The organism is Neobacillus drentensis (assembly GCF_036966985.1).
In the GTDB taxonomy this organism is placed as follows: domain Bacteria; phylum Bacillota; class Bacilli; order Bacillales; family Cytobacillaceae; genus Neobacillus; species Neobacillus drentensis_E.
In genome coordinates, this window is the sequence record NZ_JBALSN010000086.1 from 1 (window position 1) to 16,569 (window position 16,569).

Genomic DNA, 16,569 nt, shown 5'->3' on the forward strand with positions numbered 1-16,569 from the left:
GATTAAGTCCATATAATTGTGTAAAAAGAAAGAGTCATTTTATTCACTCTTGGCAACACTGTTTTCAGCGACGATAAACAATGAAAAGAGGAATTAAATGACTCACTTACAGTTTAACCTAGATTTAGACCTTTTAAAAGAATCCATCATCAATTCTAATCTCGATATGGTGATTAAATCAGCGATTGTCTTAGTTCTTAATGAAGTCATGGAAAAAGAGAGAGATGATTATTTACAGGCAGCTGCTTATGAACGATCTCCAGATCGTCGAGACTATCGTAACGGCTTCTATGAACGTGAATTGATCCTAGGTATTGGCAAACTAAAGCTAAAGGTACCCAGGACCAGAAATGGTGAGTTTTCCACTTCAGTCTTTGACAAGTACGCCCGTTGTGACCAAGCCCTGGTCCTCGCCATGCTGGAAATGGTCATTAACGGCGTTTCAACCAGAAAGGTCACGCATATTGTCGAGCAACTCTGTGGGGAAAACATTTCGAAATCGTTTGTATCTTCCCTTACCCAAAAGCTTGACCCCATTATTAATGAATGGTCTAAACGCCCTTTAAATGTTATGTACTACCCTTATATTTTTGTAGATGCCATGTATATAAAGGTCCGGGAACACAACCGGGTTGTCTCAAAAGCTGTGTACATCGCTACTGCAATTACTGAGAAGAATACACGTGAAATTCTTGGGCTTAGTGTGGATCATGCAGAAGATTTCGAGAGTTGGAGCCGTTTCTTCCAACAGCTTAAATCCCGTGGGCTTCAATCTCCCAAACTGGTCATCTCAGATGCTCATCTAGGGCTCCAAAAGGCAATACAGCGCGATTTTATCGGTACTACATGGCAAAGATGCATGGTGCATTTTAAACGCAATATAATAGAGAAACTCTCCAAGAAAGATTCCGTAGAGATACGCATGATGATTAAACGTGTCTTTGAAGCTGTTACGATGGAGGATGTCCGAAGATTTAAGAACGAATTAATGAACCAGTTTGGTGATGAAGCTAAATATGCCAAGGCCTTAGAAACATTAGATGAAGGCTTCGAAGATGCTATTCAATACCTAAACTTTCCTGAGAAGATGCACCCTCATATTCGAAGCACAAATTCACTTGAACGCTTAAACCAGGAAGTCCGTAGAAGGGAGAAAGTTATTCGTATCTTCCCCAATACACAATCTGCCTTTCGATTGGTAGGCGCTGTTCTCATGCAATATCAGGATGTCTACTCCAAGAGAAAGACATTACTTAATAACTAATAAAACTTTTATTTTTTACTCGCTTCCATCATGGAATGATCACATATCCAGGGAGGGCTGTCAAAGTGAAAAGCCTTTGACAGCCCTCCCCGGATATGTAGATAAAAAACCATGGAAGTTTCGTCAAAAAATGAAAGGGTATGGATAGAGAATCATCAAAGGTAAAGCTGAAAACAATTGCTTTTGATTTTACACAATAATCAGGACTTGACTGAAAAATGGGGGATTTTGCTTTGCATAAGCGGAAAATCTCCCCTTATATTCCCCGAAACTGGCTCCATTCTGCAAATAACCGGAAGTTCTCCGCTTATTTTTACTCTGGTTATCAACAGATTTATTTAACAATGCCTTTTTATTAAAGAGGAAAGAACTTAATTAACAGTTGTCCTACGAAATTTAAACAACGTAATACAATTAACATTCTTTATAGCACAATGTTCAGAAATTGTCTGCTGTCCAACAGACTCTTGTTAATGGTTGCGTGAATTGTACTGCTGATTTGGCTGTTAAAAATGCAAAAATCCTTATATACCAACAAATATACAGACCCCAATTGATATACGAATTGGACTCCCAATTATATTGTAATTTCTTATTTTGCACTTTTGAACCGAACCCGTTACGCCAAGCACCATGTATCTTTATTTCCCTTTAAAGGCGGGCTTTCTTTTTTCAGAGAAAGCCTGTAATGCTTCAACTCGATCCTCTGTTGGGAGTGTTACTTCGTATGCCTTTCTTTCAATTTGTAATCCTGTGTTTAGGTCCGTATTCATCCCATTCTTTATGGCAAACTTGGCCTGCTGCACGGCAATTGGACCATTTGCCAGCAATTGCGAACAAAAAGCTAAACATTCTGCCATTAATTCCTTCCGCTCTACAACTTTTGTCAGCAGTCCATAGTTAAAAGCCTCATCAGCGGACAAGCGCCGTGCCGTTAAAATGAGTTCCAAAGCCTTCGCCTGACCAATCAAGCGCGGTAGACGTTGTGTCCCCCCTGCACCAGGAATGATGGCAAGACTCGTTTCCGTTAACCCCATTAGTGCTTCTTTAGCTGCAAAGCGGAAATCACAAGCCAAAGCTAACTCCATACCTCCACCAAACGCAAACCCATTTATCGCGGCAATAGTCGGCTGAGGCAGACTATCAATCGCTGTAAAAACCTCATTAATTTTATAAAGATTTCGCTTCACTTGTTCATCCGTTAATGTTTTTCGTTCCTTTAAGTCAGCCCCCACACTAAATGCCTTTTCTCCGGCACCAATAAATAGAACAGCCCGAACTTCTGGATTTATTCGAATTTCTTCGACCTTTTTCTGTAAGACCAGTAAGGTCTCATAATTAAACGCATTTAGAGAATCGGCCCGATTAATTGTGACAACCGCCACATGATTTTTAAATTCCAGTAAAATTGGCTCCACCATGCTCCCCCTTAAAAGGGCAGGTTAACACAACCTGCCCTCCGAAATAAATACTAGTTACTGACAGTTTGGGCTACTTGTGTCTTTAGTGCCCGTCTTAAGATTTTCCCGGTTGTATTCTTTGGAAGTTCTTCAATGAATTCAATCGAAGATGGAATTTTATACTTGGCTAAACGCTCCTTACAATAATTAAGTAATTGTTCTGTTGTTAGCTCAGGATTCTTGCTGACTACAAAAGCTTTTACAGCCTCCCCAAGATTTGGGTCTGGAACGCCGAGAACAGCCACCTCGACAATATCTGAATGGTTATAAATAACCTCCTCCACTTCACGCGGATAAACATTATAGCCGCCCACTAGGATGAGATCCTTTTTCCGATCGACAATATAAAAGTAACCATCTTCATCCATTCTGGCAAGATCCCCGGTATGAAGCCAGCCATTTCTAATCGTTGCTGCTGTTTCTTCAGGCATTTTATAGTACCCCTTCATGACATTAGGACCTCTTACAACCAATTCTCCTACCTCACCAATAGCGACTTCTTCACTAAGCTCATTGAGGATTTTATTTTCAACACGGAGGATGGATGTTCCGATTGACCCTGGTTTACGCGGGCGGTCAAGCGGATTAAAGCAAGTAACCGGAGAAGCCTCAGACAACCCATAGCCTTCAGAAATGACAACATTAAATTTTTGTTCAAAATTCTTTAACAGAGCTACAGGTAAGGAAGCCCCACCTGAAATACATAGGCGTAAAGAATTTAAGTCTTCAGGATTTCCTTCAGGATATTGAAGAAGGAAATTATACATGGTTGGGACACCCGCAAAAACAGTAGCTCTATTTTCTTTAACTAGTTCAAAGATTTCTTTTGGACTAAATTTTGGGGCTATTAATAGCGTTGCTCCACTTAATAATGGTGCATTTAAGGCAACGGTCAAACAGAAAACATGGAACATAGGAAGAACCGTTACTATCTTATCTTCGGAATTCATTTTCAAATACTCACTAACATCTTTAGCATTACTATATAAATTTTTATGGGTTAACATTGCACCCTTTGGTTGGCCTGTTGTACCGGATGTATAAAGAATGACAGCAGTCTCATCGTCTTGGAGCTCAGGTCCTTTAAAGGTTAGGTCTCCAGCAGCAATCACCATTGAAAACGATTTCATTTTTGAAGAGCATGATAGGTTTTCAATCTTCGATTCTATATTGCTAGTTGGTGTCGTTTCACAAATAATATAGTGCTCTATTTTGGAAAGGGAAGTGTGGATTTTTTCAACTAATGGGATCGCCAGGTCAAGTCCGATAACTGCTTTAACGTCACCATTATTTAATATGTAGCCAATCTCATCGGCAGTATATATGGAATTCACGGGAATAACAGTTGCCCCCAATCGTAATGCCCCATATAAGCTGATTACAAAGTGCGGCGAGTTCCCCAACAATAATGCAATATGATCTCCTTGTTTTACCCCTAATTTTTCTAAACCGGATGCAAATTTAGTAATTGCACCATCTAATTCAGCATAAGTACATGTTTGGTTCATAAAATAATAGGCTGGTTTAGCAGCAAAGTTCTTCGCTGATTCTTCAAACTTTGATAAAAGATTCATATTTCTCCCCCTTAGTTGAATGAATATTCATTCACAAAATAGTAGCAATTTTCTAAACATATTATATTAAAAGAAAAGAACCTATTCAAGTATAATACTTGGAAATTCAGATAAAAAAATGGCACAGCATTTGAAAACACTGTGCCCCGCATCTTAATATAATAAGTTTAAAAAATCTTCCTTTGCAATATTTCCAAAGTAATGGGTTGTATCGATGTTTGCAAGTGCCTTTTCGATTTCACTTTTTTCATAACGCGTCCTCGTTAACTTCTCCTCAATTTCACTTACATCACCCACACCAAAAAAGTCGCCATAGATTTTACAATTTTCAATGATCCCTTTATTGACCTCTAGACGAACATCAATACTGCCTACAGGAAAGCGGTGAGAATGCTGTAAATTGAACTTAGGCGATCTTCCATAATTCCAGTCCCAGTTTTGGTAGCGTTCTTTTGAAAGTTGGTGAATTTTTTCCCAATCCTCTTCCGTAAGAATATATTCTGGAATTTCTTCTTGCCCCTCAAAAATATTCTTTAACAGTAAGGATCTGAATTCACCAATTTCCATCTTCTCCTCAAGAAATTCAGAAATATTAGCAACTCGGCTTCGGACTGATTTAATTCCTTTGGACTCAATTTTATCTTTTTTAACTTTTAACGCTGAGACGACATTTTCTATTTCTGAATTTAGCATTAACGTCCCATGGCTAAACATTCTACCCTTGGTTGAAAATTGGGCATTTCCAGAAATCTTTCTGCCTCCAACCTCGATGTCATTTCTGCCGCTTAATTCTGCGTTTACCCCTAATTTTTTTAATGCAGTCACAACCGGTTCAGTAAATTTACGGAAGTTATGAAAACTTTCCCCGTCATCCTTAGTGATAAAACTAAAGTTTAAATTACCAAGATCATGATAGACCGCACCGCCGCCTGACAGCCTGCGGACAACTTTAATGCCGTTACCTTCCACATACTCTGTATTAATTTCTTCTATTGTATTTTGGTTCTTACCAATAATGATCGATGGTTCATTTATGTAAAATAATAAATACGTTTCATTAATATCAAGATTTTTCAGAGAGTACTCCTCAATTGCCAAATTTATCTGTGGATCAGTGATTCCTTTATTATCAATAAATAACATAGTTGACGGCCCCTTCTTATATTGAAATAGACTGAAACTCTTCTGCAAGCCTAATTATACCAGTAAACTCACTTGATGCTTCAGTAATTAACTGAGGTAATGACCCATAGTGAGGCAAATGTGTTAGAATTAATTGCTTCACTTCTGCTTTTTGTGCAAACCTTCCAGCGTCAAAACTGTTCATGTGTCCAGCTGATTTTCCATTTTGATGTCCATAAAAGTTACATTCACAAAGCAGTAAATCAGCATTTCGACTGAATTCAATAAACTCCTCTTTATACGAACTATCACCAGTATAAATAATTGCTTTTCCATCTGCTTCTATTCTCATCGCATAGCACGGGGCCGGGTGATCTGTTCTAAGAAAAGAAACATGAAATGGACCGATGGTGAGAACCCCACTAGGATAATAGGCAACTCCTTTTGTTATATCTTTATAGGTTAATTTGCTAAATTCATATTGATCCAAATCATGACCATATAGAGGCAATGTTCGGGTCTTCTTTCCTAAAAAGCCTTGGATTAATCTTGCATGCTGTAAGACGCCAATATCTGCGACGTGGTCAGGATGATAATGTGAAAGGATTACTGCATCTAGTTCCTCAGGCTGGGTAATATTTTGTAACTTTGAAAGTACCCCGCTTCCACAATCAATTAATAATTGAAACCCATCATGTTCAAGGAGATAACCAGAACTAGCTTCATTCAGCTTTGGATATCCACCCCAATAACCAATAACCGTAAGTTTCAAAATAACGCCTCCACTTCATAGTGTAAGTTCCTACAATGCTAAAAAACCATATCACTTCATTATAAAACAAAAACCAGCCGAAAATAAATGTCACCACTTGATATAATAGCCTAAAATCTTTGAACCGAATGCAAGCAGAAAAAAGAAGCTGCCAGCAATGTACAGCTTCGGTTTAGGAATTTTCTTTTTTTAAATAATTTAATACATTTTGGACGGCTGCCTCACCTTGATCAATGCAATCTGGGAGTCCAACACCGCCATATGAAGCACCTGCTAAAAATACCCCAGGCAGTTCAGCATTCATATGCGCTAAGATGTCCGTTAAACGCTGTTTATGGCCAACGGTATATTGAGGCATTGAATTTTGCCAACGTGAGATAATTGAAAAGTCAGGATTCATTGTGATATCCATGGTCTTTTTCAAATCATCCAAGACAATCTTGATAATTCGATCATCAGAGAGGTCAACGATGGTTTCCTCTCCTGCTCGTCCCACATAACAACGTAAAAGTACTTTACCTTTTGGTGTTGAATGTGCCCACTTTTTGTGTGTCCAAGTACAAGCAGTAATTGAATAATCACTGTTTCTAGAAACGACGAACCCAGTTCCATCAATATCATTTTTCACAGCCTCTTCAGGAAAAGCTAAAGCCACAGTGGCTACTGATGTCGAAGGGACTGCTTTAAATGGATCAAAAAAGTGATAATCCGCAAACATCGACTGAGTTATCTTATGAGGAGTCGCTGCTATAATGCTATCTGCCACTAATATTTCTCCATTATTGAGATTTACATCATATTTATTGCCGTGCTTAGTAATTTTATCAACTCGATGACCTTTTAAGATGGTTTTGGGATCTATTTTTGCTTCTATGGCTTCAGCGAACGATTGTAATCCTGTTTTAAAGGTTAAGAAGGCACCTTTTGCTTTTTCCTTATTAACAGGCGTTTTCGGTTGGGAAGGAGTAGATTTTTTCATTCCAATGATCAGGCTTCTGTATTTCTGTTCTACTTCATAAAACTGTGGGAAAGTAGACATGAGGCTTAATTGATCAATATCCCCCGCATAAATTCCAGACAATAACGGTTCAATTAAGTTTTCAACAACTTCATCTCCAAGTCTTCTCCTGAAGAATTCACCTAAGGATTGGTCTTTTCCACTTTCAGACCTTGGTAGAATGAAATCCGCTGCTGCTCTTAATTTACCGGGAATGGAAAAAAGACCAGTTGTGAGAAAAGGTCCAACTTCGGTTGGGATTCCCATAATCGAACCACCGGGCATAGAATGAAGTTTCTCATTAACTAAAACGTATGATTTACCTGTGGAATTATGGACTAATTGATCTTCCATTCCTACTTCCTTTGCAAGCCTGCTTATACTCAATTTCCGGGCTAGAAACGAATCCGGCCCTCTCTCAATTGTAAAGCCATCCCTGATAACAGTTTGCATTTTGCCGCCGAGACGATGGGATGCTTCGATTAGTTTTAACTCAAAAGGGAGATTCTCTTCCTGAATCGCTTTTTGAAGATAGAAAGCTGAGGTAAGCCCAGCAATCCCTCCCCCAATGATAATGATTTTTTGTTTTTCTTCCGTCACGGTGGTCACCTTCCTTCAACGCATATTATAAAGCTTATATTGCAGTCATTTTAAGGACGACGGTCGATAATGCATCAATAAATTCTTCTTTAGCATTAGGCATTTCCGGACGATAATAACTAACACCTAATTCTTCCGTCACTTTTCTACATTCAAAATCATTATCATACAGCACTTCAAGGTGTTCACATACAAACCCTACTGGTGCATATACAAATGCTTTATAATGATGGTCATTGTATAAATCCCTAGTTAAATCCTGAACATCTGGACCAAGCCATGGTTCTGGAGTTTGCCCAGCACTTTGCCATCCTACCACATAATTTTTTATTCCTGCCTGTTTTGCAATGAGGTCTGCAGTTTCTTGAAGTTGGCTTGGGTAAGGATCGCCGAACTGGAGAATCTTTTCAGGCAGACTATGTGCGGAAACAATCAGAACAGATTGATCCTTCTCATCTTGAGGCATTCCTGCAAATACTTCCTTTACCTTATCAACCCAATAATCAATAAACTTTGGTTCTTGATACCAACTGTCTATGGCTCTAATTTTTAGTTTACCGCCTAATTTTTCTGCTTCTTCTATGGCTCTTCCATTATAGGATTTTATGCTGAAAGTTGAATAATGAGGAGCAAGAACGATACTAATAGCTTCATCGATTCCGTCATTATGCATTTGTTTCACTGCATCTTCAATAAAGGGGGTAATGTGTTTTAAACCAAGATACATTTTGAATTCTATGTCCTGTTGAACACTATTTAAATGTTCCTCGAGCTTTTCTGCTTGCAGAAGGGTAATCTTAGCTAATGGGGAAATCCCTCCAATGGCCTCATACCGGCTTCGAAGTTCTTCGATCATTTCTGGAGTGGGCTTCCGGCCATGTCGAATGTGGGTATAGTATCCCTCTAAATCATCTAATGTATATGGGGTACCATAAGCCATTACCAGCAAACCCATTTTCTTTTTTGTCATGTTCGCACCTCGTTTATTAAATCTGTTCGCGCTTTCCCCATTCAAAATGTTTGGGATGGGCCACTAAATGCTGGAAGCTCTTAATGACCCCATATAAAGCTGCCCATCTTATTGTGCCAAAAAATTGGACTCCTTACCAATTTTAAAACTTATGATGGGAATTTACCGACTTAATTTGGATGCTGAATACTCATGGACAAATGAAGTTAATTTCTTTAAGGTTTCTGGATTTACAGAAGGGAATACACCATGGCCTAAATTAAAGATATAGCCATCCCGTGCCATTCCTTGGTCTAAAATAGCTTTTGCTCTTTCTTCAATTACTTCCCATGGGGCTAACAATATAGCTGGATCAAGGTTACCTTGAACCGTTTTATCAATACCCATTTCCCGTGCTTGGTGAATTGGTAAACGCCAATCTAACCCAACCACATTAAGCGGAAGGTCATTCCATTCTAATGCAAGATGACTCGCACCCACACCGAACATAATTAACGGAACATTTTCCTCTTTTAATGAAGAAAAGATACGGTTCATGATAGGCTTAATGAAGTAACGATAATCCTCCACATTTAACGCTCCGACCCATGAATCAAAAATCTGGATTGCCCTTGCACCGGCTTTAATTTGCGACTTTACGTATGTAATAATCATATCGCCAAGTTTGTCCATTAATGCAAACCAGGCCTTTGGATCCGTGTACATAAAAGCTTTAGTCTTATTATAGTTTTTAGAAGGACCGCCTTCGATCATATAACTTGCAAGTGTAAAAGGTGCACCCGAAAAACCTATTAATGGCACAGATAACTGCTCCTGAGTTAATAATTTAATGGTGTCTAACACGTAAGGAACGTCTTCTTCTGGATTAATTTCACCTAGTTTTTCCACATCTGCTAAAGAACGAATGGGATTGTCTATTACGGGCCCAATTCCTCCCTTTATTTCTACTTCCATTCCAATCGCAGGAAGAGGTGTCATGATATCTTTATATAAAATCGCTGCATCAACGTTATATTGCTCAACAGGCAAGCGAGTTACATACGCACATAACTCAGGCTGGTGGGTTATTTCAAAAAGAGAGTACTTTTCTTTAATTGCTCTATACTCTGGCTGTGATCTCCCTGCTTGTCGCATATACCAAACAGGTACATGATCTGTTTTCTCGCCTCTTGCTGCTTTTAAAAATGTTTCATTCATTGGTCTTGTCATTACTATAGTCCACCTTTCAAAGACGTGTCTGTTGTCCATTTTAATATATATAGCATGAATTTAAAACTTACTGATTCTTTCTAAACTGTATTTACTATAACTATTTATCCTATTTGTGTATAGCTAACGATATTAACTGTCAAAAAAAAGTCGTTTTTGCGTTTTAAAAATTGTTAAATTCGGCAGGCCGCTTACAATATTTTTTCACTTTTTCCTCTCACCACTTAGGGCAATTTTCATATTCTGTATTACATCCAACAGGGCTATAGCCCCCTGGGTGATTGAAAGGAGGGAATGATATGATTGTCGAGCTTACTGCTCTTCATTGGATCTATGTGACGTTTATTGTCCTTATTATTGGATTTATGGTCATGAGAAGGGACACATCGATTGTATGTATTGTCGGTATTTTCCTAATTGCTATTACAGCAACAGGTTCGTTAAGTCATTCAATTAGCAGTATTTTCAACAGTTTCAGTTATGCCATTACGGAATTATTATCTACTATTCTTGTTATTTCCATTATTGTTGCGATGAGCAATACATTAACGGTAACAGGAATAAATGATGTGATGATTTCTCCTTTTCGAAAGCTAATACGAAACCCAACTCTCGCGTATTGGACTATTGGGATTCTAATGATGGTAATCTCCTGGTTTTTCTGGCCTTCTCCTGCTGTTGCGTTATTAGGGGCTGTTCTTCTCCCTGTTGCGATTCGTGCCGGACTTCCTGCTCTTGGTGTTGCCATGGCAATGAACTTGTTTGGTCATGGAATCGCTTTATCCGGTGACTTCGTCATTCAAGCTGCTCCCAAGCTAACCTCCGATGCAGCTGGTATTCCCATTCAAGATGTCATTAATGCCAGTATTCCTTTAGTGTTTATCATGGGGCTAGTTACAACCGTTGCTGCCTTCTACTTCTTGAGAAGAGATATGAAGCGCGGTGTACTAACTACAACCTCCGTCAGCGAGGGCCATCCAGCTGAAGGAACCACCACCGATCAACCTACGCTTTTATTAATTGGGCAAAAACGTTTCTTTGCTTTTTTAGTACCGCTATTATTTGCAGCGGACGTTGCCGCTATGTCAGTCCTTGATTTAGCTGGTGGAGATGCAACCGCTTTAATCGGTGGTACCTCCATATTAATTCTCCTGTTAATTGCATTAACCAGCCATAAAAATAAGGGCTTAGAGAAAACAACCCAGTATTTAATTGAAGGATTCCAATTTGGTTTTAAGGTGTTTGGACCTGTTATCCCAATTGCTGCATTCTTCTACTTGGGTGATGCCGGATTTGGGAAAATTATTGGCGACTTTTTACCTAAAGCATCGCAAGGAATTGTTAATGACTTAGGTGTGTCCCTTGCAAGTATCGTACCGTTAAGTAAAGAAGTTGGGGCAATTACCCTGACTACAGTTGGGGCCATCACTGGATTAGATGGTTCAGGCTTTTCTGGAATTTCTCTTGCAGGGTCGGTAGCAAGCCTTTTTGCAGTTGCCATCGGCAAAGGTGCAGCCACATTGACAGCCCTTGGGCAAATTGCTGCAATATGGGTAGGCGGAGGTACGCTCGTACCTTGGGCGTTAATACCAGCTGCAGCCATCTGTAATGTGGACCCTTTTGAACTAGCAAGACGAAACCTTCTGCCAGTTGTGATCGGTCTTGTTGTTACAACGATTGTTGCGATGTTCCTCATTTAATCCAAGCAAAGAGGCTGATCTCTGACCAGCCTCTTTGCTTAGTTTATTCGTTTCTTAAAATAGTTGTATAATAGAATCGAAATAACTACCCAGAGATAACCAAATGCATAGCCGCCCAGTACGTCCGTAGGATAATGAACTTGTAAAATAATTCGGCTTGCACCAATCAATAAAAGTAAGATGGCAGTAATAACGGCAATAATAATTTTTCCCGCTCTAGATTTTACACCTTCCATGATAAGATAGGCAATCATAAAATAAACAATCATCCCCACCATGGCATGGCCGCTCGGGAAGCTATAACTTTTCACATTAACAAGGTGCTCAAGGTCTGGCCTAGGTCGCTCAAAAAGATCTTTTATTAATTTACTTATTTCATTTCCGATGGCAACCGACAAAGCCAAGACAGCGGCACCTACATAGTTCCTCTTTCTTAATAACAGCCAGACAAGCGCAAGTAAAGCTACAACCCCAATCCCTTTTTTATCTCCCATTTCTGTTACTCGGATAAAAAATGGAATGACTGACTCAGGTACATGTGAAAATAGCCCTGCAACCTTTTCATCTATCCAAAAGTGGCTGCTCATTGCGACCTTTATGGATATAAACACTGCGCATAAAACAGCAAAAATAATAAATAGATAGGAAAAACTTCTTTTGTTCTTTCGTTCCATCCTCCAAACCCTTTCTTCTTTCTCAGCTAATAAAAATTCTAGTAAAAGTATAATTAAAAAGAATATAAAAATCTACTTTATAATATAAAAGTGTTAAAATAGTTTGAAAATACTTTCTTCATTTCTGAAATGTTTGGGGGATTAGATATGTTAAACAAACTGTTTACTGCACTTGAAAGTTCCTATGACGAAATGGTTGCTATCCGCCGTTATTTGCATCAGCATCCGGAATTATCTTTTCAAGAATATAATACGGCAAATTACATTCAATCATTTTATGAAAAACTCCAAATTGAAGTCAAGGGTAATGTTGGCGGAAATGGTGTGGTTGCGAAGGTTCATGGGAAAAAACCAGGTAAAACCGTGGCATTACGGGCAGATTTTGATGCTCTTCCTATTCAGGACGAGAAGGATGTTCCCTATAAATCATTAGTACCAGGGGTAATGCACGCTTGTGGCCATGATGGACATACAGCGACACTCCTAGTCCTCGCAAAAACATTAAATGACTTTAAAGAGGAATTAGAAGGCACTTATGTCTTTATCCATCAACATGCAGAGGAGTACGCCCCTGGTGGTGCAATTTCAATGATTGAGGATGGCTGCTTAGAGGGTGTTGATGTGATTTTTGGGACTCATTTATGGGCAAGTGAACCTACCGGAACTATACAATATCGAACCGGGCCGATCATGGCGGCAGCTGACCGATTTGAAATCGATATTCAAGGTAAAGGCGGGCACGGTGCGCAGCCACATAAAACCCAGGACGCCATCGTTATAGCATCCCAGCTTGTTTTAAATCTACAGCAGATTGTCAGTCGAAGGGTGAATCCGATTGATTCTGCTGTTGTCACTGTCGGCTCTTTCACAGCTCAAAATGCATTTAACATTATCGCAGACAAAGCCCAACTTATTGGCACTGTTCGTACCTTCAATGATGACGTCCGCCAATTTATAGAAGATGAAATGGACAGAATTATTTCAGGCACATGTGCTATGACGGGAAGTTCTTATCATTTTAGTTATGAGCGGGGCTATCCAGCAGTAGTCAATCATGCAAATGAAACAGCATTTTTGGCATCCTGTGCAGAACAAGTAGCTGAAGTAATAAACATTGAAGAAACTGAGCCGCAAATGGGCGGAGAAGATTTCGCTTATTATTTGCAATACGTGCCTGGTACGTTCTTCTTTACTGGTGCGAAACCTACTAGTTCCGAGATTGGCTACCCGCATCACCATCCTAAATTTGATATTGATGAAAAGGCAATGTTAATTGCCGCGAAAACACTAGGTGTCGCAGCAATTACCGTCCATAGAAATGAATAAGAAAATCCCCTGGCCTCAAATTGGGTCAGGGGATTTTTGCAGTAATCTTAATCGATAGGCGTTCATGGCTGTTTCTCCTAGATGCTTGAGGAGATTGTTATTGGCATATGCACCAACAAACGCACCAATTCCCGGTACAAGCTGGAGCATTTTTGCAAGGTCAATATAGTCCCGGTACTCCTGCTGGAATTTACGCCAATCCATTTCCACGAGTGTCTCTTTGCGTTTTTCCCAATTTTCAATTTCAACTAATGTATTCTTACGAATATCTTCACTGGAAAACGCCAGTTGAAAAACATGAAGGATAAATAGTCTCTCGGCATACTCCTTTGTATTAAAACCATAGATGGAAGCTGCTTCAAATAGAAATTTCATCTTTATCGAAAGGAGAAGAGGAAAGTCAGCCAGTCCAAGCAGAATTCCACCTGCCCCTGTACCTGCTCCTTCAATCATCGCTGTCTTCTGAAAAGCAGCAATCTTTTTAACGGCCAATTCATCTCTTTCTGCTAAACTTAACCCTCGTGCCTGGTCCTTATTCGTTGTCATTTGCGATCCAAATAAAGTAGCCTGAACCATGGCTTTGATACTTTCTGTCATTACCTCATGAACTTTATCAGGGATTAATTCATTAATTTTCCCTTGAGCTTTTTTTGATATTCGGTTCATCATCCCCGAACGTCTAGTTAATTTTCGCTTCCACTCTTCGATCTCCTCAAACACCTTTAACTCATACTCGTTCATATGCCACCCCTCCACTATAATTTTATGCATATATACGAGATTTCCGCCCAATAGTTTCAGGAAAAATCCCCTTCCATGATAAAAGGGGATTTTGGAGATTACGCTTTTATTCGATTTTTCGCGTAAAAATAAACAAAAATAAAGGTAAATACAAGGCCAGCAAGTAAATTCAAGCCCGAAATCATTAACTCACCTTTTACTAAAATAAGCAAAGTATAGATGCTCGTTTGGATAGTTAAGATGGTCATTAATAATTTGGAAAAGGCTGCTGTTTTAAATCTTCTTTCCACTGGATATAAATCCACCCATAGTTTGTTTTGATGATGGTTCCAAAGCGGCAGCAGTTGAAAACCTGTTAAATATAAGAATAAAATTCCGAGCAAAATTTGGCCCATGCCAAAAGAAATAAAATAAATCGCTAGTGCGCCAATGATAGTTAAGCGCATAAAGAGTCCAAGATAATCGGATGAACGTAAGAAGGCTCTCGAAAACAAATAAAGATATGTATTTTCTCGTGAGAATGAAATTCTGTTAAGGAATAAATCCAGCCATTTTCTTCTTTTGACAGTATCCCTTAATTTAGGCACATCGGTAAACATGTTAGCAAGTCTGTAAAATGAAGACATTCTTTTCTCTTCTTGGATAATTAGTCTATCCCATTTAAGCCCCATGTTCTTTGTCTGAACAAAAAAAGTGCGATAATATAGTGCACAAACCACCACAATGGCTAACAACATAAACAAGCTCGCCTGTTTAAATAACAAAAAAGTAAAAGTAGCATTAATAAAATAGCGAACAATCAGGTCCCACCTATGGACTGCTGACTGGACAAAATAATCAATCCGCCAGCCTGCTGCTAAATTCCATGCTTTTATAAAGAGAAGAATCACAAAAAAAGGCAGAAATGATCGAAAACCATGATTGCTAATATGTGCATACATTGGCATTAGTACAGCTAAAACCATGAGCAGTAGGTATCCCTGAAAAACAAGGCTGGCAATCCCAGAACGAAGGAAATACCCTTTTAATTTATCCTCAAGAGGTAGGATAAATACCTGATCTGCTTCAAGTAGAAAATTGTAAACTGGGCTGTAAGTAAGCAAAAATCCAATAACAACTGCAATCACGATTTCAACAGGAAAGCCAGCAGGCAGATTTTCAATCCACCGTTGGTAATAAAATGAAGCTGTCCCAATTAAGAACAATAAGACAACAACAAGATGTCCATTAAAAATATAGCGCAAATACCTTCCTAAATCCTTAACACGACTGCTTGCACGTTCCTTCCAAAGCTTTTTATCATCAAACATAATTTTCTTCCTTTGTTAATTGAATATACAAATCATCTAAAGAAGCAGCAGGCATTGAGAACTGCTCCCTCAACTCTTCTAATGTCCCCTTTGCTCGAATTTGCCCCTCATGCAAGATCACAAATCGATCACAATATTTTTCAGCTGTCGCAAGTATATGAGTAGACATTAAGATGCCTGCTCCGCTATCTTTCATCTTTTTCATTAAATCAAGCAAGGATTGAATCCCTAGTGGATCCAGTCCAACAAAAGGTTCATCCACTATGTATAAGGATGGCTGAATTAAAAAGGCACACATTATCATTACTTTTTGTTTCATACCTTTAGAAAAATGGGCAGGAAACCACTTTAAACGCTTTTCCATTCGAAATTCTCTCAGTAATGGATTAACACGCTCTTTATAGGTGGTTTCATCAAGGCCGTAAGCCATCGCTGTAAGTCTTAAATGCTCCTCAAGTGTCAATTCTTCATATAAAACCGGGGTTTCGGGAACAAACGTAAACAATTTTCGATAGGCTTCTTTATTTTCAGTAAAGGTTTGTCCTTTTATTTTAACTGCTCCTTTGTGCGGTTCCATTAATCCAATAATATGTTTTATGGTTGTACTTTTGCCTGCACCATTTAGTCCGATCAGACCGACCAGTTCTTTTTCATTTACTTCAAAAGAAATATCTTTTAAAACAGGGTTTCTGGTATAGCCTCCAACAAGATTTTCAATTGTTAATAAAGACATTTGCAACGTCCTTCCTAAGCAGGATTATCTCTTTATTTTAACAAAATGTTGTTGATAAAAATAGTTTTCAAATTTTTTATCATTTTTTTGTATATTACTTTTCACATTGGTTATCAT

The 16,569-nt window shown here is 38.8% G+C and carries 14 protein-coding genes; 3 read left to right on the forward strand and 11 right to left on the reverse strand.

The genetic code is table 11. From position 1 onward, the window contains the following. The first annotated feature begins 97 nt into the window (after window positions 1-97). Window positions 98-1,264: an IS256 family transposase gene (locus tag V7659_RS06350; protein WP_335538882.1), complete on the forward strand. Its 1,167-nt coding sequence runs from the start codon at window positions 98-100 to the stop codon at window positions 1,262-1,264. A 641-nt stretch (window positions 1,265-1,905) separates the two neighbouring features. On the opposite strand, the gene V7659_RS06355 is transcribed toward V7659_RS06350, so the two are convergent. The 7 genes from V7659_RS06355 to hemE all read right to left on the reverse strand — a co-directional run bounded on the left by V7659_RS06355 (window position 1,906) and on the right by hemE (window position 9,968). Continuing rightward, entirely contained in the window at window positions 1,906-2,685 is a 780-nt protein-coding gene (locus V7659_RS06355) for an enoyl-CoA hydratase-related protein (RefSeq protein WP_420491250.1), read from the reverse strand. A gap of 50 nt (window positions 2,686-2,735) precedes the next feature. Beyond that, complete coding sequence (locus tag V7659_RS06360; protein ID WP_335453295.1) at window positions 2,736-4,298, reverse strand: fatty acid--CoA ligase family protein; 1,563 nt, start codon at window positions 4,296-4,298, stop codon at window positions 2,736-2,738. A gap of 153 nt (window positions 4,299-4,451) precedes the next feature. Continuing rightward, complete coding sequence (locus tag V7659_RS06365; RefSeq protein WP_335453293.1) at window positions 4,452-5,441, reverse strand: lipoate--protein ligase; 990 nt, start codon at window positions 5,439-5,441, stop codon at window positions 4,452-4,454. 16 nt (window positions 5,442-5,457) lie between these two features. Beyond that, window positions 5,458-6,192: an MBL fold metallo-hydrolase gene (locus V7659_RS06370; RefSeq protein WP_335453291.1), complete on the reverse strand. Its 735-nt coding sequence runs from the start codon at window positions 6,190-6,192 to the stop codon at window positions 5,458-5,460. A gap of 172 nt (window positions 6,193-6,364) precedes the next feature. Next, complete coding sequence (hemY, locus tag V7659_RS06375; RefSeq protein WP_335538884.1) at window positions 6,365-7,789, reverse strand: protoporphyrinogen oxidase; 1,425 nt, start codon at window positions 7,787-7,789, stop codon at window positions 6,365-6,367. Window positions 7,790-7,823: 34 nt separating this feature from the next. Next, a complete protein-coding gene (gene hemH / locus V7659_RS06380; RefSeq protein ID WP_335453286.1) occupies window positions 7,824-8,759 on the reverse strand; it encodes a ferrochelatase in 936 nt (311 codons plus the stop codon). A 162-nt stretch (window positions 8,760-8,921) separates the two neighbouring features. Further along, complete coding sequence (gene hemE, locus V7659_RS06385) at window positions 8,922-9,968, reverse strand: uroporphyrinogen decarboxylase (protein ID WP_335453283.1); 1,047 nt, start codon at window positions 9,966-9,968, stop codon at window positions 8,922-8,924. A gap of 299 nt (window positions 9,969-10,267) precedes the next feature. On the opposite strand from hemE, the gene V7659_RS06390 reads away from it, so the two are divergent. Further along, window positions 10,268-11,668, forward strand: a complete 1,401-nt coding sequence (locus tag V7659_RS06390) for a hypothetical protein (protein WP_335453280.1) — start codon at window positions 10,268-10,270, stop codon at window positions 11,666-11,668. A 38-nt stretch (window positions 11,669-11,706) separates the two neighbouring features. Here V7659_RS06390 and V7659_RS06395 read toward each other — a convergent pair whose 3' ends face one another. Then, window positions 11,707-12,342, reverse strand: a complete 636-nt coding sequence (locus V7659_RS06395) for a phosphatase PAP2 family protein (protein WP_335453277.1) — start codon at window positions 12,340-12,342, stop codon at window positions 11,707-11,709. Window positions 12,343-12,489: 147 nt separating this feature from the next. Here V7659_RS06395 and V7659_RS06400 point away from each other — a divergent pair, with 147 nt between their 5' ends. Then, complete coding sequence (locus tag V7659_RS06400) at window positions 12,490-13,668, forward strand: M20 family metallopeptidase (protein WP_335453274.1); 1,179 nt, start codon at window positions 12,490-12,492, stop codon at window positions 13,666-13,668. Window positions 13,669-13,683: 15 nt separating this feature from the next. Here the strand turns inward: V7659_RS06400 and V7659_RS06405 are convergent, their stop codons facing one another. The 3 genes from V7659_RS06405 to V7659_RS06415 form a co-directional block, all read right to left on the reverse strand. After that, entirely contained in the window at window positions 13,684-14,409 is a 726-nt protein-coding gene (locus tag V7659_RS06405) for an EcsC family protein (protein WP_335453271.1), read from the reverse strand. Window positions 14,410-14,507: 98 nt separating this feature from the next. After that, complete coding sequence (locus V7659_RS06410; protein ID WP_335453268.1) at window positions 14,508-15,719, reverse strand: ABC transporter permease; 1,212 nt, start codon at window positions 15,717-15,719, stop codon at window positions 14,508-14,510. Further along, window positions 15,712-16,452 carry an ABC transporter ATP-binding protein gene (locus tag V7659_RS06415; RefSeq protein WP_335453265.1) on the reverse strand — a complete coding sequence of 247 codons (741 nt, stop codon included), beginning with the start codon at window positions 16,450-16,452 and terminating at the stop codon, window positions 15,712-15,714. Before V7659_RS06415 ends, V7659_RS06410 begins: the two co-directional genes overlap by 8 nt. Window positions 16,453-16,569 lie beyond the last annotated feature (117 nt).